Source organism: Synechococcus sp. 1G10 (assembly GCF_002252625.1).
GTDB lineage: Bacteria > Cyanobacteriota > Cyanobacteriia > PCC-6307 > Cyanobiaceae > Regnicoccus_A.
Map to the genome: position 1 here is coordinate 18701 of NZ_NQKW01000015.1, position 17418 is coordinate 36118.

Consider the following 17418-nt stretch of genomic DNA (forward strand, 5'->3'; position numbering starts at 1 on the left):
CAAGTGGTTAGTCTTCATTCAACAGCGACTGCTTGGCGGCGGCTAGCTCTTGGAGGGCTTTCTCGCTGACTTTGGGGTAGTGAAGATCCAGTGAAACCAGGGTTTCGATGATGGCAGCAGCCACCGCCACCCGGGTGAACCACTTGTTGTCGGCGGGTACCACATACCAAGGCGCGGTCTTGGTGGCTGTGTGGCGGATCATGCTCTCGTAGGCTTGCATGTAGTCGTCCCAGTAGGCTCTCTCCTTGATGTCGTTCGCGGAGAACTTCCAGTTCTTGTCAGGGTTGTTGAGCCGCTCGATGAAGCGGCGCTTCTGTTCTTTTTTGGAAACATGCAGGAAGAACTTGCGCACCACGATGCCATTGCGCGCGAGGTAGCTCTCGAAGTTGCGGATATCTGTGAAGCGCTCTTTCCAGATGTCTTTGCTGACCAGTTCGGGAGGCATCTTCTGCTTGCCGAGCAGTTCCTGATGCAACCGCACCACCAGCGTGTCTTCGTAGTAACTGCGATTGAAGACGCCGATCCGGCCCCGTTCCGGCAGCTTCTGCATGCAGCGCCAAAGGAAGTCGTGGTCGAGGTCCACCGGCGAAGGAGCCTTGAATGAAGACACCTCACAACCCTGTGGATTGACGCCGGACATGACGTGCTTGATCGTTCCGTCCTTGCCGGCGGCATCCATGGCCTGGAAGATCAGCAGTAGGCCCCAGCGGTCCTGCGCGTAGAGCATGTCCTGAAACTCTGCCAGCAGCTCGATTCCCATGGCCAGGGCTTCCTTTGACCTGGGCTTGTCCTCTCAGTCGAAATCGAGGGTGTCGCCTGGATCGGTGTCCTTGAGACGGAACTCCTCCCCCTTGGTCACCCGGAAGGGTGCGGCGAGCTCGCACGCCCGCCTGAGCAGCTCCTTATTGCCGATCGACTGGTTGGTCTGGTTGGTCTGCATGTTGCTCCCCCACCTTCCTTTGTTCTAGTAGCGCCAGCGGCGGTGCGCCACGATCTGAACTGGGGCGATCGTGAGACCAGAATATGACGATTCAGGCCGAGGCACTTGCAGGAATAGCCCCACTCGTTTGCGTTCCAGGCCACCGCCCCCTCAAGGAAATGGGAGCACAACATCAACCGACCAACAATCACTTCAAGGGGACTCGCCGCAAGGGGATCGCTCGCGAACTGCAGCTTGATTGCGGTCTTGATCCTTATTGAAGAAAGTTGGCGATGGAGTGGCCTCGATCCAGCTGATGACTTACTCTGAAGTACTCAGGAACCATTGATTGGCAGGCCTCCCATGGAAATTAATCACCCTGGAGCCAGGCAGCTCAGCGAGAAGGAGCAGGCCCTGCTCGCTCAGTTCCGCGCCCAGCTCAAAGAGCGGATCGCCACAACTGGTCTCACTGCCGAGGACGTCCGCCTGATCGTCCAAGGGATGCGTAACCACCCCGATGTCAGTAACGAGGCGGTACAGATCCTGAGGGAGGAGGCCAGCTCCTTGATGCCTGGCCAGCGTCTGGTCACTTTCGACTGGGACTGAGCGGTTGATCAGTTCGTGAATGATGTCCATGTCTGTAGGGCAGCGAAAGCAACCAGCTCAGCCAGCTGCCCTGTAGATCGATACGCTCTACAGGGCGGATTCTTTGGTGCAGAGGAGAGCAGCGCTTCGCAGGATCTGCGACAAAAATCGCTTTTTCCAGGTACGACAACGAGTGCCAAAGCATGCTGAGTACATCAGGGAATCTTCATGCATATGCCAGCCCTCAGGCGATTTCGCGCCTACCAACCGTCCTGGCTCAGAGGTGATCTACTCGCTGGCGTCACCGTTGCGGCTTATCTCATCCCCCAGTGCATGGCCTATGCCGAGCTGGCAGGAGTGGCGCCAGTGGCCGGGCTCTGGGCGATCCTGCCGCCGATGCTGCTCTATGCCCTGATCGGCTCCTCCCCCCAGCTCTCTGTGGGGCCCGAATCCACCACGGCCGTGATGACGGCGGCGGCGATCGCCCCGATCGCCGGGGGTGATCCAACGCTCTACGCCAGCCTCGCCAGCCTGCTGGCCCTGTTCGTGGGGCTGGTCTGCTTTCTGGGGGCCTGGAGTCGGCTGGGGTTTCTGGCTGATCTGCTCTCCAAGCCGATTCTGGTGGGCTACATGGCCGGGGTGGCCGTGATCATGATCAGCGGCCAGATCGGCAAGGTGAGCGGTCTCTCCTTGGAGGCCGAGTCACTGTCCGGGCAGATCCTGGAGCTGCTGCGCCGCTCCGGGGAGATCCATCTCCCCACGCTGCTGCTGGCGCTTGGGGTGCTTCTGTTTCTGCTGTTGGTGCAGCGCCGCTTCCCCACCGCCCCAGGTCCGCTGCTGGCCGTGCTGCTGGCCGTGGCGGTGGTGGCAGTGCTGCATCTCGACCAGCGCGGCGTCGCCGTGATCGGGGAGATCCCTGCCGGGTTGCCCAGCTTCCACCTGCCGGATGGCGTCGCGCCTCAGCAACTCAGATTCCTTTTGTCTGCTGCTGTGGGCATCGCCCTGGTGGGCTACTCCGACAACGTGCTCACCGCCCGCGCCTTTGCGGCCCGTGGCGGCTACCGCATCGACGCCGACCAGGAGCTGCTGGCACTGGGGGCGGTGAATCTGGGCAACGGTCTGATGCAGGGCTTTCCGGTCAGCAGCAGCGGCAGCCGCACCGCCATCGGCGAGTCGCTCGGCAGCCGCTCCCAGCTGTTTTCGCTGGTGGCCTTCGTGGTGGTGCTGCTGGTGTTGCTCGTTCTGCGGCCACTTCTGGCCCTTTTCCCGAAGGCGGCCCTGGGCGCAATCGTCATCTATGCCGCCCTGCGCCTGATTGATATCCCCGAATTTCGGCGCCTGCGGCGCTTCAAGCTCAGTGAGTTCCGCCTGGCGCTGGTCACTTTCGCCGGGGTGCTGCTCACCGACATCCTTGTGGGCGTAGCGCTGTCGGTGGCGCTGTCGGTGATCGATCTGTTCGCCCGCCTGGTAAGCCCCAACGACGCGGTCCTGGGCGATGTGCCCCACCTGGATGGCCTCCACGACGTGACCGACTGGGAGGGCGCCAGCACGATCCCCGGGCTGGTGCTCTACCGCTATGACGCGCCGCTCTGCTTCGCCAATGCCGAGGACTTCCGCCGCCGCGCCCTGCTGGCGATCGATGCCGAAACCGTTGCCGTCGACTGGTTCGTGCTCAATGCGGAGGCGATCGTGGAGATCGACATCACCGCGGCCGATGTGTTGCAGGAGTTGCAGCAGGAGCTGGCTGGGCGGCACATCGTCTTCGCCATGGCCCGGGTCAAGCAGGACCTCTACCTCCAACTCGCCAGAGCCGGTGTGGCGGAGAGGATCGGCGCCGAGCACTTTTATCCCACCCTGCCGACGGCGATCGCCGCCTTCCAGAACCAGGCTTCGAAAGGCGCCGCCGGGCCCCTCGGGTGAGCCTGATGCGGAGCTTGAGGTGAAGCCATGGCCCCGCCTGCCTCTCTGGAGGTCAGGATGGCAAGGCAGTTGCATCCAGCTCCCATGCCAGAGGCAGAGGCCGGAGCCCGGCGCCGATCCCGTCGATCCGGCCTTGAGTCGCCGTCACCGCCGAAGCGCTGGGCCCCCTGGGTGCTGCCCCTGGCGGCCGGCCTCTGCTTTGGCGTGGGCTATGGCCTCACCGACCGGCTGCTGAGCCTGGGCCAGGGCGAGGCGGTCAAGCTGGACCAGAGCTTTGATGTCAAGCCCTTTCCAGGCACCAGCCTGGAGAGCCTGCGTCTGCGCTTCGGTGCAGACAAGAAGGAGCTTCCGGGCAATCCGGAGCTGATTCAGCAGGAGAGCAGCAAGAAGGAGACCAGCAAGCAGGAGAGCAGCAAGCCCCGGCAGGTGCAGCCAGCCAGCGAGGCTGCCTCCGAGCGCTCGGATTCCACGCCTGAACCCCAGGGTGTGGAGCCTGCCGGGGAACCAGCCCCGCCGGCCGCGCCACCACCACCGCCCGCTCCCGACGTCCAGCCCTGATCTGCCACAGTTTGGCCAGAGCGGACGGTCCATTCGATGCATGCCCCCCAATCCCTCCTGCAGGCTGCGTTGAATCGGTTGGGAGCCCGCCTTGGTAGCGGCTTCGCCGATTCGGCCGCCAGCCTGGCTGTGCTGGCCCAGGAAGCCCCGGAGCGCCTTCGCCGTGAACTGGAACTGTTCTGGAGTGAAGTGGAGCAGGAGGCCCAGCGGCTGGAAACCGAAGCTGGAGCTGGCTTCCCCGCAGATGACGCTGACACTGGACCGTCCTCCGGAGGCTCAAGCGCCCGAGGATGGTCCATTGATTCGCCCCTGGATCAGATCGACGAATTGCGTGCCCGCGTGGCCAACCTGTCCCGCCAACTCGAGGACCGGGGTTGATGGGGACCTTGCGCCAACAGTGGCGTGCCCTGGCCCGTTCGCTGCGCATCTGGTCGGCCGTGCTGAGCCTGGTGTTGGGTCTCTGGTGGGACGGAAAGGACTGGACCTATCCAGGTGGCGTCAGCGAGCAGCGGCGGCAGGTGCGGCAGCAGCGGCGTGCCCGCTGGCTCACGAATGAACTGATCAGCCTCGGCTCCGCCTTCATCAAGCTGGGCCAGCTGCTTTCGGCCCGCCCGGATGTGTTGCCAGCGGGATATGTGGAGGAGCTGGCCCATCTTCAGGACCGGGTGCCGGCCTTCCCCTTCGTCACGGTGCAGGCTCTCCTGGAGCAGGAACTGGGGGAGCGCTGCGCCGAGATCATCGATCTCGAGGAGCAGCCGCTCGGCTCCGCCAGCCTGGCCCAGGTGCACCGCGCCAGCCTGCGCAGTGGCCGCCAGGTGGTCTTCAAGATCCAGCGGCCGGGGCTGGAGCGGCTGTTCCGCCTCGATCTGGAGGTGATGCAGCAGGTGGCGGCGGTGATGCAGCGCCATCCGCGCTGGGGTGAGGGCCGCGACTGGGTGTCGATCGCCCAGGAGTGCCGACGGGTGCTGTTGCGGGAGCTGGATTTCCGCCTCGAGGCTGAACACGCCGCCCGCTTCCGCCAGCAGTTCTTCGACGACGCCGGCATCCGCATCCCCTCGGTGATCTGGGAACTCAGCACCCGCCGCGTGCTCTGCCTCGATTTTTTGCCCGGCATCAAGATCACCGATCGCAGTGCCCTGGTGGAGGCAGGGATCGATCCGGCAGCGGTGGCTGAAAAGGGAGCGGCCAGCTACCTGCAGCAGCTGGTGCGCTTCGGCTTCTTCCACGCCGATCCCCATCCCGGCAACCTGGCCGTGGCGGCTGATGGTGCCCTCATCTACTACGACTTCGGGATGATGGGGCAGATCTCCCAGCGCCTGCGCAGCCGGCTGGGCCGCATGGTGCGGGCCGCGGCGGCACGGGATGCCTCGGCCCTGGTGGTGGAACTCCAGGGGGCCGGAGTGATCGCGGCTGGCATCGACCCCGGCCCGGTGCGTCGGCTGGTGCGGGTGATGCTCACCGAAGCGCTCACGCCGCCGTTTTCCGCCAACATCCTCGAGAAGCTCTCCGGTGACCTCTACGACCTGGTCTATGGCCAGCCGTTCCGGCTGCCGTCCGAGCTGATCTTCGTGATGCGAGCCCTCTCCACCTTTGAGGGCGTCGGCCGCAGCCTCGATCCCGGGTTTAGTCTTGTGTCGATTGCCCGCCCCTACCTGCTGCCCCTGATGACCGCCAGCGGGAACGGACCGAATGATTTTCTAGGTGAACTCGGGCGCCAGGCCGGCGATCTGGCCAGCCGCTCCCTTGGCATCCCGCGGCGTCTTGACGACAGCCTCGCCCGGATCGAGCAGGGTGATCTTCAGGTGCAGATCCGCGCCGGGGAGACCGACCGCTTGCTGCGGCGTCTGGCGCTGGCCCAGCAGGTCTCCGGTCAGTCATTCCTGCTCGGCGGCCTGGCCGTAGCGGCGGCGCTGCTGGCCAGCGGCCCGACCCCGGCTCTGGTGGCGGTGCCGCTGGTGCTGGCCGCACCGGTGGTGTTGAGCTGGCTGAAGCTGCAGGGCCGGCTGCGCCGAGACGCACGGCTGGAGAAGCTGCCCGGAGCCAGCGGAGGCAGCAACTGATTCAGTTGAGCGTTCGATTCAGTTGAGCTTTCCCTGGGGGGTGAGCTGGTCGATCACCTGCGGCAGGGCCTTGGCGATGAAATCGGAGGCCATCGCTGGATCAACGCCCATCTTCCTGGCCATCTCCTGAACCTGGGCATTCCCCATCACTGCCTGCACCTGCTGGGCTGTGATCGCGGCGTTGTCGCCGGTGCTCACCCAACTGGAGAAGGTTTCAGCCATTCCGCCACTGCGGAATTTCTCCGACAGTCCGTTCACGCCGCCATTGCTCTCGATGAACTGGTTGAGAGCCGGTGCCTTGTCGCCGGCCACGGCCGAGACGACGCCGCCGATCAAGGAGTTGAGGAGGTCCATGCACACGAATGGCTGACAGGTTCAACCTGGCCTGAAGTGGTGCGGTTCCGCAGATTCCTCGCCGTTTTCTTCGCAATCCAGTTGGCCCGCTTCAGGGCCGCGGCAGTGCCTGCGCGATCCTGATGCTCTTTGAGGGGGGATCGGAGGCCCATGGCGTCGCGCCGTCAGTTCCTGCTTGGATCCACGGCGCTGGCCGGCTCCGTCCTGGCCGGGGCCTGGAGACCCGTCGCTTCGGCCCCCACAGCGGCAGGCTCATTCCTCCCCGCCGACTTCACCGTTGCGGTGCCGGACCTCGCACCCGAGCGCATCGTGCGGCGGCTGGTGGGTCTGAGACCGTTCCGGCCCATGGGTGTCCGGCTGGAGGCGGAAGCGATGGGTCGCACCACGCTGATCCACCACTACGGCCACGGCGGCTCCGGCGTCACCCTCTCCTGGGGGACGGCCCGGCAGGCGGTGGACCTGGCGCTGGCGGCGCCAGGCCGGGGGCCGGTGGCGGTGCTTGGCGGCGGCGCGGTGGGCCTGGCGACCGCGTGGCTGCTGCGGGAGCGGGGCCGCCCGGTGCGTGTGTACGCCGATCGCTTCTCTCCGGACACCACCTCGGATGTTGCGGCGGCGCGCTGGTTCCCCTCCCAGCTGGTGGACACCGGCTTCCGCACACCTGAGCTCGAGGCCCGCCTGCGGGAGGCGTTGCTGTTCTCGCATCAGCGCTTCCGGCGGCTGATCGGCAGAGGCTATGGCGTGGCGGTTCTCCCCCACCTCCGCCTGGGCTCGCAGCCGCCCACACCCGGGTGGGCCGACGCGCTGCTGGCCGATCTGATCCCGCCCTTCCAGGATGTCTCAGATCGCGGCCTGCCCTTTCGGGCGGCCTGGGCGGGGGCTGCGCCGGGGATGCTGATCGACATGCCGTTGTATCTGCGGGCGATCCAGCGCGATCTGCGGCGCCTTGGCGTGGAGCTGGTGAAGCGGCGCTTCGAAGCGCCTGGCGAGATCGCTGTGCTGCCCGAAACCGTGGTGGTGAACTGCACCGGACTCGGCAGCGCCGCCCTGTTCGGCGATACGGACCTGGCGCCCATCAAGGGCCAGCTGACCATGCTCCCTCCCGATCCGCTCCTGCGCTACACCCTCTCAGCCGGATCCCTCTACCTCCATCCCCGCTCAGAGGGAATCCTGCTCGGGGGCACCTACGAATCTGGCGATGACACGACCACGTTCGATGCCGCAGCGGAAACGCGGATCCTCGAGGGTTTCTCCGAGCTGTATGCCCTGCCGGGTTCCGCTCAAGGCTGAAGCCGGCTGCTGAGTCAGAAGAAGAACTTCACACCGGCTTCCACGCCATTCTGATTGATGCTGTAGGCATTTTCGGGGGTTCGGTCATTGCTTCCGCCCAGGTGCATGTAGCGCCAGGACAGGTTGAACTGGGTGGAGTTGCCGATCGCGTAGCCGAGACCCGCCTGGGCATTCCAGGAGTAATCATCCGAGTTGTTCACACCGAAGCCGCCGACATCGGCGCGGGCAAAGAGCCTCAGGCGGGGGGAGAGAAACACCATGGCCTGGGTTCCCACCAGGGGCTGCACCACGGTGCCGCCGAAGGACTGCTGCCGCCGCACATTCAACCCCTCCAGCGTCCGGGATCCCTCCAGATTCGGGCCTCGGAAGGTCAAGGTACCGCCAGGTCCCTGGCCCTCCACCTCCAGGTCGTACTGCATGTTGACGAACCGCACTCCCGCATAGGGGATGACGGTGAAACTGCCTGAGCGGGCTACGGCTGATTCGCGCTCTCCGAAGCGGTAGCGAAGGGCCAGGTCGTAGATGCCCTGGATGTTCCCGACTTTGGCGTTCAGGCTGCCCTGGCCATCGGGTGTGAAGGTGAGGCTGCGCTCGCCGCGAGGGCCTTCGATGCTGCGTGTCTTGATGTCAATGAGCCTTCCCTCTTGCCCCTTGACGGAGACGTAGGTGATGTCGGTGAGTAGACCGACGCGTCCGTATTCGACGCTGCCCCGCATGTAGGACGCGAAGGTGAGGGGCCTGAGCACCTGATCGAGGTCCAGATCCAGGTCGGTGCTGAAGCCTCTGACGGTGGTGGTCCCGGAGGTGCGCAGCGGCGCGAAGCCGTAGAGCTCCACGGTGGCGGCCCAGGGCGATGGCGATGGTTCTTCGGAACTGGGTTGAACAGCGGCTGGTTCAGCTTGAGACGGTTCAGCCGGAGGCTGTTCAGCGGCACGCACCACTGAAGCTGTCAGCATCGAGCCCATGACGCTGATCAACAGGCCCGCCCCCGTCGCCACGGTCTTAAGCTTCAGGAGCGGCGAGAGGCTGGAGTACACAGAACGCAGCTCGAATGTTGCAGCGGAGCGTACCAGTGAATCTGTTCCTGACGCAGAGTCATGCCCACATGCGGATCCATGCCTCGGCCAGACTTGAACTGGCCTGATGTTCTCCAGATCGTCGGCGGTGAGGTGATCGGCTCGATCGGTCTTGGATATCAGTTGCAGCCCTGAACGGAGATGCGGTAGCTGAACCCGAGCGCTCCAGGTTGGCTGGAGGAACCGATCCGGAAGTTCATCAGGCTGGTGCGCTTGCCCGGCACGGAGGCGAAGGGGCCCCACATCCGGCCTGTCCCCTGGGGCGGCGTGATCGTTTCGTTGAACAGTTGCAGGCTCGTTCCGTCGGTGAACCGCATGAAACCCTGCACCGGATAACTGGCTGTATCGGTGGACGTGGCCGTGAAGAAGAAGCGATAGCTGCTGAAGGGCTTATCGACGATGAAATCGGTGTTCCAGTTGTTGCGACCCAGCAGCCTTCCTGGCCCGATCCGTTTGCTCACCACCGCCTCTGAGCCGCCGATGGGCATCAGGAAGGTGCAGGTGGGAGCTGGCTGCGCGAGCATCGGTCCCCCCGCCATGACCCCGATCGTCAGCAGCGAGAAAACTCGGGCCAGACGCGCTGGGCTGGAAGGGATCACGGGAGAGCCGGCAAAGTCGGCGGCGATCGTACCCCCCTGGAATCAACTGGCGGGGTCGCTGCTGCTCAGGCTTTCCCCTGGGGTCCTCGCCCTTCGGCGCCCGCATAAAGCGCCTGGCCGCCCAGTTCGTCCTCGATGCGCAGCAGGCGGTTGTACTTGGCCACCCGCTCGCTGCGGCTGAGGGAGCCTGTCTTGATCTGGCCGGCGCGGGTGGCCACCGCCAGGTCGGCGATGGTGGTGTCCTCGGTTTCGCCGCTGCGGTGGCTGATGACGCTGGTGTAGCCCGCACGGCCGGCCAGATCGATCGCCTGCAGGGTTTCGGTGAGGGAGCCGATCTGATTCACCTTGATCAGAATCGAATTGGCGGTGCCGGCGTCGATCCCCCTCTGCAGGCGGCTGGTGTTGGTCACGAACAGGTCGTCGCCCACGAGCTGGAGCCGGCTTCCGAGGCGCTCGGTCATCAGCGCCCAGCCCTCCCAGTCGTCTTCGGCGAGGCCATCCTCGATCGAGACGATCGGGTATCGGCTCACCAGCGCCTCCAGCTGAGCCACCATCTCGGCGGAGCTGTAGGAGCCGCCGCCGAAGGCGTAGCGGCCCTCGGCATAAAACTCCGTGCTGGCCACATCGAGGGCGAGGGAAATCTCCTCGCCGGGCTTGTAGCCGGCTTTCTCGATCGCCGCCACCAGCAGGGCGCCGGCCGCATCGTTGCTCTCCAGGTTGGGGGCAAAGCCGCCCTCATCACCCACGGCGGTGGAGAGGCCCTGGGCGGCCAGCAGACCCTTGAGCGTATGGAACACCTCGGTGCCCATGCGCAGCGCCTCCCGGAAGCTGGGGGCGCCATGGGGCACCAGCATGAATTCCTGGAAGTCCAGATTGTTGGCGGCGTGCGCCCCGCCGTTGATCACGTTCATCAGCGGCACCGGCAAAAGGGTGGCCATGGGCCCGCCCAGGTAGCGGTAGAGGGGAAGGCCCACTCCATCGGCGGCCGCCCGCGCCACCGCCAGGCTCACGGCCAAGATCGCGTTGGCCCCCAGGGCTGATTTGTTGTCGCTGCCGTCGAGCTCGATCATTGCGGTGTCGACCGCCACCTGCTCGATGGCGGTGAGGCCACAGAGCACCGGGGCGATCTTCTCCTCGATGTTCGCCACCGCCTGGAGCACGCCCTTGCCGGCGTAGCGGCTGCCGCCATCGCGCAACTCATGGGCCTCATGGGCGCCGGTGCTGGCGCCGCTGGGCACGATGGCGTGGCCCTGAGCGCCCCCTTCCAACCGCACTTCCGCCTCCACCGTGGGGGTGCCGCGGGAGTCGAGCACCTCCCGAGCCACGATGGAATCGATCACGAGGTCGAGGGAGTCGAACACGAAAACTGCAGGCGGTCAGGGCTTGCGGCGATCTTATGGGTCTCCCCGGGGCGCTCCGATGTGACGGTCGGTACCGACGGACCAGCCGTTTGGTTCGGCCCTGCCGCCAAAGTTGAGCGCATCTGCCCTGCCGAACGCGATGCGCCTGCTGCACACCATGCTCCGGGTGGGCGATCTGGAGCGCTCGCTCGTTTTTTACACCGAGGTGCTGGGGATGCGTCTGCTGCGCCGCAAGGATTACCCCGGCGGCCGCTTCACCCTGGCGTTCGTGGGCTACGGCGACGAGAGCGACACGACCGTGCTGGAACTCACCCACAACTGGGACATCGAGCGCTACGAGCTGGGCGAGGGCTACGGCCATATGGCTCTTGGCGTGGATGACATCCACGGCACCTGCGCCGCCATTGCCGCCAAGGGAGGGCGGATTCTGCGGGAGCCGGGCCCGAAGCAGCACGGCAGCACCGTGATCGCCTTCGTGGAGGATCCCGACGGCTACAAGGTGGAGCTGATTCAGTTGTCGTCCAGCCCCGAGCGGAGCGCCGCCTGAGCGCCAGCGGCGCATGAAGATGGGTTGAACTGAGTCCGATGGCCTCGCGGTCCGATGCGCCCTGAGTCCCTGCCCTTGAGCACCCCCCAGCCCGTCAGCCTCACCAGCGATCCCGACCGGTTCAGCGAGGCCGCCTGGAACTTGCTGCTGGCCTCCCAGGATCAGGCCCGCCGCTGGCGCCATGACCAGATGGATGTGGAGCATCTGCTCCAGGCTCTGCTGCAGGATCCGCGCTTTGCGGCCTGGGTGGATCCCTTGCCGATCGAGCGCGAGCGCCTGCTCGATGGTCTGGAGGCGTTCTGCGCCGAGCAGCCCTCCTCGCCTGGCGACGAGCTCTACATCGGCGATGCCCTCGAAGACCTGCTGGAGGAGGCCGACCGCCGCCGCGCCAGCTGGGGGTCGCGCCTGCTCGACATTCCCCATCTGCTCCTGGCCCTGCTCGATGAACCTCGCTTGGGGGGCGCGCTGCTGGCGGACGAGGGGCTGAATGAGCCTGAGCTGCTGCGTCAGCTGCGGCCCGCTGCTGCCCCCGCCCCCAGCCCGGCGGGCATCAGCTCAGCTCCGGTTGCTCCAGCTGATGACTGGATCGACAGCCCGTCCCAGGAGCCATCTGCGGTTTCGCCGCTGTCTGGCCCTGCGGCCGCCCCCCTCCCCCGCCGCTCCAGGCCAGCCCCGACGCCAGCACCTGAGCAGCCGCTGACGCTGGAGGCTGAGCCCAGCGCCCTCGAGCAGTACGGCCGCGACCTCACCGCCGCCGCCCGCGCGGGCCTGCTCGATCCCGTGATCGGCCGCGACACCGAGATCCGCCGGCTGATCCAGGTGCTCTCCCGCCGCGGCAAGAACAACCCGGTCCTGATCGGGGAGCCCGGCGTCGGCAAGACGGCCATCGCCGAACGCCTGGCCCAGCGCATCGCCAGCGGCGAAGTGCCCGACTCCCTCAAGGGCCTGCGCCTGATCGCCCTCGACCTCGGTGCCCTGATCGCCGGCGCCAAGTTCCGTGGTCAGTTCGAGGAACGCCTGCGCAGCGTGCTGGCTGAGGTGAAGGAGCCGGAGCAGGGCCGCGGTGGTGTGGCTGGCGATGGTGGCGTGGTGCTGTTCATCGATGAGCTGCACGCCGTGGTGAGCACCGATCGCTCCAGTGCCGATGCCGGCAGCATTCTCAAGCCGGCCCTGGCGAGGGGTGAATTGCGCTGCATCGGGGCCACCACTCCGGAGGACTACCGCCGCACGGTGGAGAAGGACCCCGCCCTCAACCGCCGCTTTCAGCAGGTGGTGATCCGTGAGCCCAGCAGGGAAGTGAGCCTCGAGATCCTGCGGGGCCTCAAGGAGCGCTATGAGCTCCACCACGGCGTCACCATCACCGATGGGGCCCTGCAGGCGGCGGTGCGTCTGGCCGAGCGTTACATCGCCGACCGCTGCCTGCCCGACAAGGCGATCGATCTGATCGATGAGGCCGCCGCCCAGCTGCGCATGGAGGTCACCTCCAAGCCCCAGGTGGTGGAGGCCGCCGAACTCGACCTGCGCCGGATCGAGCTGGCCCTGCTCGGGGCTGAGGCCTCCTCCCAGGACGAGCGGGTGGCTCTGCAGGAGCAGCGGCGCACCGCCCTGGAGCGGCTGCAGGAGCTGCAGCGGCGCTGGCAGGCGGAGCGCGATCAGCTGGCGGAGCTCAGGGAGCTGCTGCAGCAGGACGACGAGCTGAGGCTGGCGATCGCCGAGGCCGAACGGGACGGCGAGTTCGAGGAAGCGGCTCGCCTGCAGGTGGATCAGCTGCAACTGGTGCAACAGCGCCGCGCCGACCTGGAGCAGGAACTGCTCGATGATCAGCGCGGCGGTCTCTCCCTGCTGCGCGAGCAGGTGGAGGAGGGCGACATCGCCGATGTGGTGGCCCGTTGGACCGGCATCCCGATCCAGCGGCTGTTGGCTGGGGAACGCCAGAAGCTGCTGGAGCTGGAGCAGCGCCTGGCGGAGCGGGTGATCGGCCAGCCTGAGGCGGTGGCGGCGGTGGCGGCCTCGATCCGCCGGGCCCGGGCCGGCATGCAGGATCCGCGCCGGCCCGTGGGCTCCTTCCTCTTCCTCGGTCCCACCGGTGTGGGCAAGACCGAACTGGCCAAGGCCCTGGCGGCGGCTCTCTTCGATGAGGAGGACGCCCTGGTGCGGCTCGACATGAGTGAATTCATGGAGCGCAACGCCGTGGCCCGGCTGGTGGGGGCGCCCCCCGGCTATGTGGGCTACGAGGAGGGGGGGCAGCTCACCGAGGCCGTGCGCCGCCGTCCTTACGCGGTGCTGCTGCTCGATGAGGTGGAGAAGGCCCACCCCGAGGTGTTCAACCTGCTCCTGCAGGTGCTCGACGATGGCCGCCTCACTGATTCCCAGGGCCGCACGGTCGATTTCCGCCACACCGTGGTGGTGATGACCAGCAACCTGGCCAGCCAAGCCATTCTTGAAAGTGCGCGCAGCGGCGACGAATCCGGCCTTGAGGCGGCGGTGGAGCGCGCCCTGGCCGGACAGTTCCGGCCGGAGTTCCTCAACCGCATCGACGAGGTGATCCGCTTCCGGCCCCTGGCGCCGAGCGACCTGCAACGCATTGTGCGACTCCAGGTGGCGGAGCTGGCGGCGCTGCTGCGGGAGCAACGGCTGGAGCTGGAAATCGATGAGGCGGTGGTGAGCCGGCTGGCGGAACTGGGCTATGAGCCGGAATTCGGCGCCCGGCCCCTGCGCCGGGTGTTGCGCCGTCGCATCGAGAATCCCCTGGCCACCGAGTTGCTCGAAGACCATTTCCGCGGGGCCCGAGGCGTGCGCGTCTGCCTCGGCGATCCTGCCGGCCCCGGCGGTGCCGAGAGTCTGCGCTTCCTCCCCCTGGAGTAAGGGTTGAAAGGGTGTCCGGTAGGGTGTTCGTTTGCCGGTTCGCCTTGCCGTCCGGTGCGCCCGCGCCCGTGGATTCTCCCAGCCGCACTAACGCCCCCGACGACATCGCTGAGCCGGAGGCCAAGCCTGCCCAGCCCGCTGGTGTCGGCGGTTTCGTCTCCTCCACCCTGGAGGAGCTGCGCAAGGTGGTCTGGCCCAGTCGTCAGCAGCTCTTCAGCGAGTCGGTGGCGGTGATCCTGATGGTGAGCCTCTCGGCCGCCACCATCGCCGCCGTTGATCGCTTCTACAGCTGGGCGTCCAGCCAGGTCTTTCCCTGAGGAGCCGGTGGCTCCATCACTCTCCCCGTCCTGTTCGTTCTGAGCACCCACTCCTCCGTCCCCGTGTCCGAAGCCGATCTCGTCACTGCCGCCAGCCTCGACGGCGCCCCTGAGGACGCCGCCACCGTTGACGCGCTCGCCCTTGAAGCTCCCCCCCCGGCGGTCGAGCGCGAAGGCAAGCCGATGGTGGCCCGCTGGTATGCGGTGCAGGTGGCCTCCAGCTGTGAGAAGAAGGTGAAGGCCACCCTGGAGCAACGTGCCATCACGCTGGGGGTCGACAGCCGCATCCTCGAGATCGAGATTCCCCAGACCCCGGCGGTGAAGCTCAAGAAAGACGGCAGCCGCCAGGCCGCCGAGGAAAAGGTCTTTCCTGGCTACGTGCTGGTGCGGATGATGCTCGATGAAGACACGATGATGGCGGTGCGGAGCACCCCCAACGTGATCAACTTCGTGGGCCAGGAGGAGCGTCGCTCCACCGGCCGGGCCCGTGGTCACATCAAGCCCAGGCCCCTGACCCGTCAGGAAGTCGAACGGATCTTCAAACGCGCCGCCGAGAAGAAGCCCGTCGTCAAGGTCGATCTGGCCGAGGGCGATCAGATCCTGGTCACGGCGGGCCCCTTCAAGGACTTCCAGGGCGAGGTGATCGAGGTTTCCGGCGAGCGCAGCAAGCTCAAGGCCCTGCTCTCGATCTTCGGCCGGGAAACCCCGGTGGAACTCGAGTTCGCCCAGATCAGCAAGCAAAGCTGATCGCCACGGGGCCGCCTCCCTGCGGAGGGCGGCCCAACCTGGCGGCATCTCTCGGGTGTCGCCGCCCAACGCCTTGACCCAAGGGTCAGGCGATCCGCAGCGCTTCCCTCCGTAGACCAGCCGATGGCCAAAAAAGTCGTTGCCGTAATCAAGCTGGCGCTCAACGCCGGCAAAGCCAACCCTGCACCACCGGTGGGCCCTGCCCTCGGCCAGCACGGGGTCAACATCATGGCGTTCTGCAAGGAGTACAACGCCCGCACCCAGGACAAGGCCGGCTATGTGATCCCGGTTGAAATCTCGGTCTTCGAAGACCGCAGCTTCACCTTCATCACCAAGACGCCTCCGGCTTCGGTGCTGATCACCAAGGCCGCCGGCATCGACAAGGGTGCCGCCACCTCTGCCAAGGGCAGTGTGGGCGCCATCAGCCGTGCCCAGCTCCATGAGATTGCCAGCACCAAGCTGCCCGATCTCAACTGCTCCACTCTGGAGTCGGCCATGCGCATCATCGAAGGCACCGCCCGCAACATGGGCGTCGCCATCAGCGACTGATCCCGCTGGAGCCCAGCTCCGCCCTCCTGCTTCATCCACCCCAATCACCCCACCCGGGGGAGACAGTCACCGCCGGCCCTGGCCGCGGAAAGCCTGTCGCCTGAACCCCGCTGAAACCCATGCCCAGACAATCCAAGCGTTTCACCGCTCTGCTCGAGAAGATCGAGGACCGCGAGTACACCCCGCTCGAGGCTCTCGAGCTGGTGAAGGCCAACGCCAACGCCAGGTTCGATGAAACGATCGAAGCCCACGTTCGCCTTGGCATCGATCCCAAGTACACCGACCAGCAACTGCGCACCACCGTGGCCCTGCCCAAGGGCACTGGCCAGACCATCCGCATCGCCGTGATCGCCCGTGGCGAGAAGGTGGCCGAGGCCAAGGCGGCCGGTGCCGACCTCGCCGGTGACGACGAGCTGGTGGACGCCATCGCCGGCGGTCAGATGGACTTCGACCTGCTGATCGCCACCCCGGACATGATGCCCAAGGTGGCAAAGCTGGGCCGGGTGCTCGGTCCCCGTGGCCTGATGCCGAACCCGAAGGCCGGCACCGTGGCCACCGATCTGGCGGGGGCCATCAACGAATTCAAGGCGGGCAAGCTTGAGTTTCGCGCCGATCGCACCGGCATTGTGCACGTGCGCTTCGGCAAAGCCAGCTTCTCAGTCGACGACCTGCTGGAGAACCTGAAGGCCCTGCAGGAAACAATCGATCGCCAGAAGCCCAGCGGTGCCAAGGGCCGCTACTGGCGCAGCCTCTACCTCACCTCCACGATGGGTCCCTCCGTTTCCGTCGACTTCACCGCCCTGCAGGACATCAAGCTGGAGGGCTGAGTGCCGGGCGTGGATTGATGGCGCAACCTGCCGTGTAGGCTCATGGATCGGGCACGCGCCCGGCCCAAGACAGCAGGTCAGTTCTTTGGCTTCGGTTTCCCCGCTTCGGTGGGAGATTCCAGTTGCTCCAGTCCTGTAAACCCTGCCGAGGTGCACGCGACTTTTTTCGGTTCGGATTCTCCGGGCGGATCACCGTTCAGCGGCCTCGATGCTCTCCCTTCGGTTAACACCGGCTGGGGAGTCGGCGGCCGCGTCCCGGCTTGTTCCCCCAACTCCGTACCAAACCCATGGGCCGCACGCTGGAGAACAAGCAACAGATCATCGAAGAGCTCAAGGGGCTCCTCGGTGAGGCCGAAATGGCACTGGTCCTTGATTACAAGGGCCTTTCCATCAAGGAGATGTCTGATCTGCGGATCCGTCTGCAGGCCAGTAACGGCATTTGCAAGGTGACAAAGAACACCTTGATGCGCCGTGCCATCGATGGAAACAGTGCCTGGTTGGAACTCGATTCCCTGCTCACCGGCACCAACGCCTTCATCCTGATCAAGGGCGATGTCAGTGGTGCCGTCAAGGCCATTCAGGCCTTCCAGAAGGACACCAAGAAGTCGGATGTGAAAGGCGGCCTTTTCGAAGGCAAGCTCCTCTCCCAGAACGACATCAAGGCCCTTGGTGAGCTGCCCTCGAAAGAGGTGCTCATCGCCCAGATTGCTGGTGCGATCAATGCGGTGGCCACCAAGCTGGCTGTTGGCATCAACGAAGTTCCCTCCGGTCTCGCCCGGGCCCTCAAGCAGCACGCCGAAAGCGGCGACGCCAGCTGAGCCCCTCGAAATTCACCGGCTCGGCCGGT

The 17418-nt window shown here is 66.0% G+C and carries 18 protein-coding genes and 1 pseudogene; 13 read left to right on the forward strand and 6 right to left on the reverse strand.

Annotation, left to right across the window (positions count from 1 at the left end):
• Positions 1-7: 7 nt before the first annotated feature.
• Together CJZ82_RS12315 and CJZ82_RS19640 are read right to left on the reverse strand one after the other, a co-directional pair.
• Positions 8-775, reverse strand: a pseudogene (locus CJZ82_RS12315) (polyphosphate kinase 2 family protein); the annotation flags it as partial.
• An 18-nt stretch (positions 776-793) separates the two neighbouring features.
• Positions 794-940, reverse strand: a complete 147-nt coding sequence (locus CJZ82_RS19640; protein ID WP_369820060.1) for a hypothetical protein — start codon at positions 938-940, stop codon at positions 794-796.
• Positions 941-1282: 342 nt separating this feature from the next.
• Here CJZ82_RS19640 and CJZ82_RS12320 point away from each other — a divergent pair, with 342 nt between their 5' ends.
• The 5 genes from CJZ82_RS12320 to CJZ82_RS12340 all read left to right on the forward strand — a co-directional run bounded on the left by CJZ82_RS12320 (position 1283) and on the right by CJZ82_RS12340 (position 6042).
• Positions 1283-1525, forward strand: coding sequence for a hypothetical protein (locus CJZ82_RS12320; protein WP_094556074.1), 243 nt, complete (start codon positions 1283-1285; stop codon positions 1523-1525).
• Between the two features lie 207 nt (positions 1526-1732).
• A complete protein-coding gene (gene sulP / locus CJZ82_RS12325) occupies positions 1733-3424 on the forward strand; it encodes a sulfate permease (protein WP_094556075.1) in 1692 nt (563 codons plus the stop codon).
• Positions 3425-3508: 84 nt separating this feature from the next.
• Positions 3509-3982: a hypothetical protein gene (locus CJZ82_RS12330; RefSeq protein ID WP_143593662.1), complete on the forward strand. Its 474-nt coding sequence runs from the start codon at positions 3509-3511 to the stop codon at positions 3980-3982.
• Positions 3983-4018: 36 nt separating this feature from the next.
• Positions 4019-4360 (forward strand): hypothetical protein, encoded by a 342-nt coding sequence (locus tag CJZ82_RS12335; protein WP_094556077.1) that lies wholly within the window; start codon positions 4019-4021, stop codon positions 4358-4360.
• Positions 4360-6042: an AarF/ABC1/UbiB kinase family protein gene (locus tag CJZ82_RS12340; RefSeq protein WP_094556078.1), complete on the forward strand. Its 1683-nt coding sequence runs from the start codon at positions 4360-4362 to the stop codon at positions 6040-6042. The genes CJZ82_RS12335 and CJZ82_RS12340 overlap by 1 nt, the downstream gene beginning before the upstream one ends.
• Positions 6043-6060: 18 nt before the next feature.
• Here the strand turns inward: CJZ82_RS12340 and CJZ82_RS12345 are convergent, their stop codons facing one another.
• Entirely contained in the window at positions 6061-6396 is a 336-nt protein-coding gene (locus CJZ82_RS12345) for a YidB family protein (RefSeq protein ID WP_094556079.1), read from the reverse strand.
• A gap of 150 nt (positions 6397-6546) precedes the next feature.
• On the opposite strand from CJZ82_RS12345, the gene CJZ82_RS12350 reads away from it, so the two are divergent.
• Positions 6547-7683, forward strand: a complete 1137-nt coding sequence (locus CJZ82_RS12350; RefSeq protein WP_094556080.1) for an FAD-binding oxidoreductase — start codon at positions 6547-6549, stop codon at positions 7681-7683.
• 14 nt (positions 7684-7697) lie between these two features.
• Here the strand turns inward: CJZ82_RS12350 and CJZ82_RS12355 are convergent, their stop codons facing one another.
• From CJZ82_RS12355 to eno, 3 genes are all read right to left on the reverse strand, one after another.
• On the reverse strand, positions 7698-8681 hold the full coding sequence (locus tag CJZ82_RS12355) for a hypothetical protein (RefSeq protein WP_233130224.1): 984 nt from the start codon (positions 8679-8681) through the stop codon (positions 7698-7700).
• Positions 8682-8878: 197 nt separating this feature from the next.
• Positions 8879-9358: a hypothetical protein gene (locus CJZ82_RS12360; protein WP_094556082.1), complete on the reverse strand. Its 480-nt coding sequence runs from the start codon at positions 9356-9358 to the stop codon at positions 8879-8881.
• A gap of 65 nt (positions 9359-9423) precedes the next feature.
• On the reverse strand, positions 9424-10719 hold the full coding sequence (gene eno, locus CJZ82_RS12365; RefSeq protein WP_094556083.1) for a phosphopyruvate hydratase: 1296 nt from the start codon (positions 10717-10719) through the stop codon (positions 9424-9426).
• Between the two features lie 139 nt (positions 10720-10858).
• Here eno and gloA point away from each other — a divergent pair, with 139 nt between their 5' ends.
• From gloA to rplJ, 7 genes are all read left to right on the forward strand, one after another.
• Positions 10859-11266, forward strand: a complete 408-nt coding sequence (gene gloA, locus CJZ82_RS12370; protein WP_094556084.1) for a lactoylglutathione lyase — start codon at positions 10859-10861, stop codon at positions 11264-11266.
• A gap of 54 nt (positions 11267-11320) precedes the next feature.
• Positions 11321-14131, forward strand: a complete 2811-nt coding sequence (locus CJZ82_RS12375; protein ID WP_094556085.1) for an ATP-dependent Clp protease ATP-binding subunit — start codon at positions 11321-11323, stop codon at positions 14129-14131.
• A 68-nt stretch (positions 14132-14199) separates the two neighbouring features.
• Positions 14200-14448 carry a preprotein translocase subunit SecE gene (gene secE, locus CJZ82_RS12380; protein WP_094556086.1) on the forward strand — a complete coding sequence of 83 codons (249 nt, stop codon included), beginning with the start codon at positions 14200-14202 and terminating at the stop codon, positions 14446-14448.
• A gap of 63 nt (positions 14449-14511) precedes the next feature.
• Positions 14512-15195 (forward strand): transcription termination/antitermination protein NusG, encoded by a 684-nt coding sequence (nusG, locus tag CJZ82_RS12385; protein WP_094556087.1) that lies wholly within the window; start codon positions 14512-14514, stop codon positions 15193-15195.
• 123 nt (positions 15196-15318) lie between these two features.
• Positions 15319-15744 (forward strand): 50S ribosomal protein L11, encoded by a 426-nt coding sequence (rplK, locus tag CJZ82_RS12390; RefSeq protein ID WP_094556088.1) that lies wholly within the window; start codon positions 15319-15321, stop codon positions 15742-15744.
• Positions 15745-15863: 119 nt separating this feature from the next.
• Entirely contained in the window at positions 15864-16571 is a 708-nt protein-coding gene (gene rplA / locus CJZ82_RS12395; protein WP_094556089.1) for a 50S ribosomal protein L1, read from the forward strand.
• 287 nt (positions 16572-16858) lie between these two features.
• A complete protein-coding gene (gene rplJ / locus CJZ82_RS12400; protein WP_094556090.1) occupies positions 16859-17389 on the forward strand; it encodes a 50S ribosomal protein L10 in 531 nt (176 codons plus the stop codon).
• Positions 17390-17418 lie beyond the last annotated feature (29 nt).

Coding starts and splice junctions, on each gene's coding strand:
- CJZ82_RS12320 (WP_094556074.1), top strand. CDS start 1,283: ATGGAAATTAATCACCCTGGAGCCAGGCAGCTCAGCGAGAAGGAGCAG.
- rplK (WP_094556088.1), top strand. CDS start 15,319: ATGGCCAAAAAAGTCGTTGCCGTAATCAAGCTGGCGCTCAACGCCGGC.
- rplA (WP_094556089.1), top strand. CDS start 15,864: ATGCCCAGACAATCCAAGCGTTTCACCGCTCTGCTCGAGAAGATCGAG.
- gloA (WP_094556084.1), top strand. CDS start 10,859: ATGCGCCTGCTGCACACCATGCTCCGGGTGGGCGATCTGGAGCGCTCG.
- CJZ82_RS12350 (WP_094556080.1), top strand. CDS start 6,547: ATGGCGTCGCGCCGTCAGTTCCTGCTTGGATCCACGGCGCTGGCCGGC.
- CJZ82_RS12340 (WP_094556078.1), top strand. CDS start 4,360: ATGGGGACCTTGCGCCAACAGTGGCGTGCCCTGGCCCGTTCGCTGCGC.
- CJZ82_RS12330 (WP_143593662.1), top strand. CDS start 3,509: ATGCCAGAGGCAGAGGCCGGAGCCCGGCGCCGATCCCGTCGATCCGGC.
- CJZ82_RS12335 (WP_094556077.1), top strand. CDS start 4,019: ATGCATGCCCCCCAATCCCTCCTGCAGGCTGCGTTGAATCGGTTGGGA.
- CJZ82_RS19640 (WP_369820060.1), bottom strand. CDS start 940: ATGCAGACCAACCAGACCAACCAGTCGATCGGCAATAAGGAGCTGCTC.
- CJZ82_RS12345 (WP_094556079.1), bottom strand. CDS start 6,396: ATGGACCTCCTCAACTCCTTGATCGGCGGCGTCGTCTCGGCCGTGGCC.
- rplJ (WP_094556090.1), top strand. CDS start 16,859: ATGGGCCGCACGCTGGAGAACAAGCAACAGATCATCGAAGAGCTCAAG.
- CJZ82_RS12375 (WP_094556085.1), top strand. CDS start 11,321: ATGCGCCCTGAGTCCCTGCCCTTGAGCACCCCCCAGCCCGTCAGCCTC.
- sulP (WP_094556075.1), top strand. CDS start 1,733: ATGCATATGCCAGCCCTCAGGCGATTTCGCGCCTACCAACCGTCCTGG.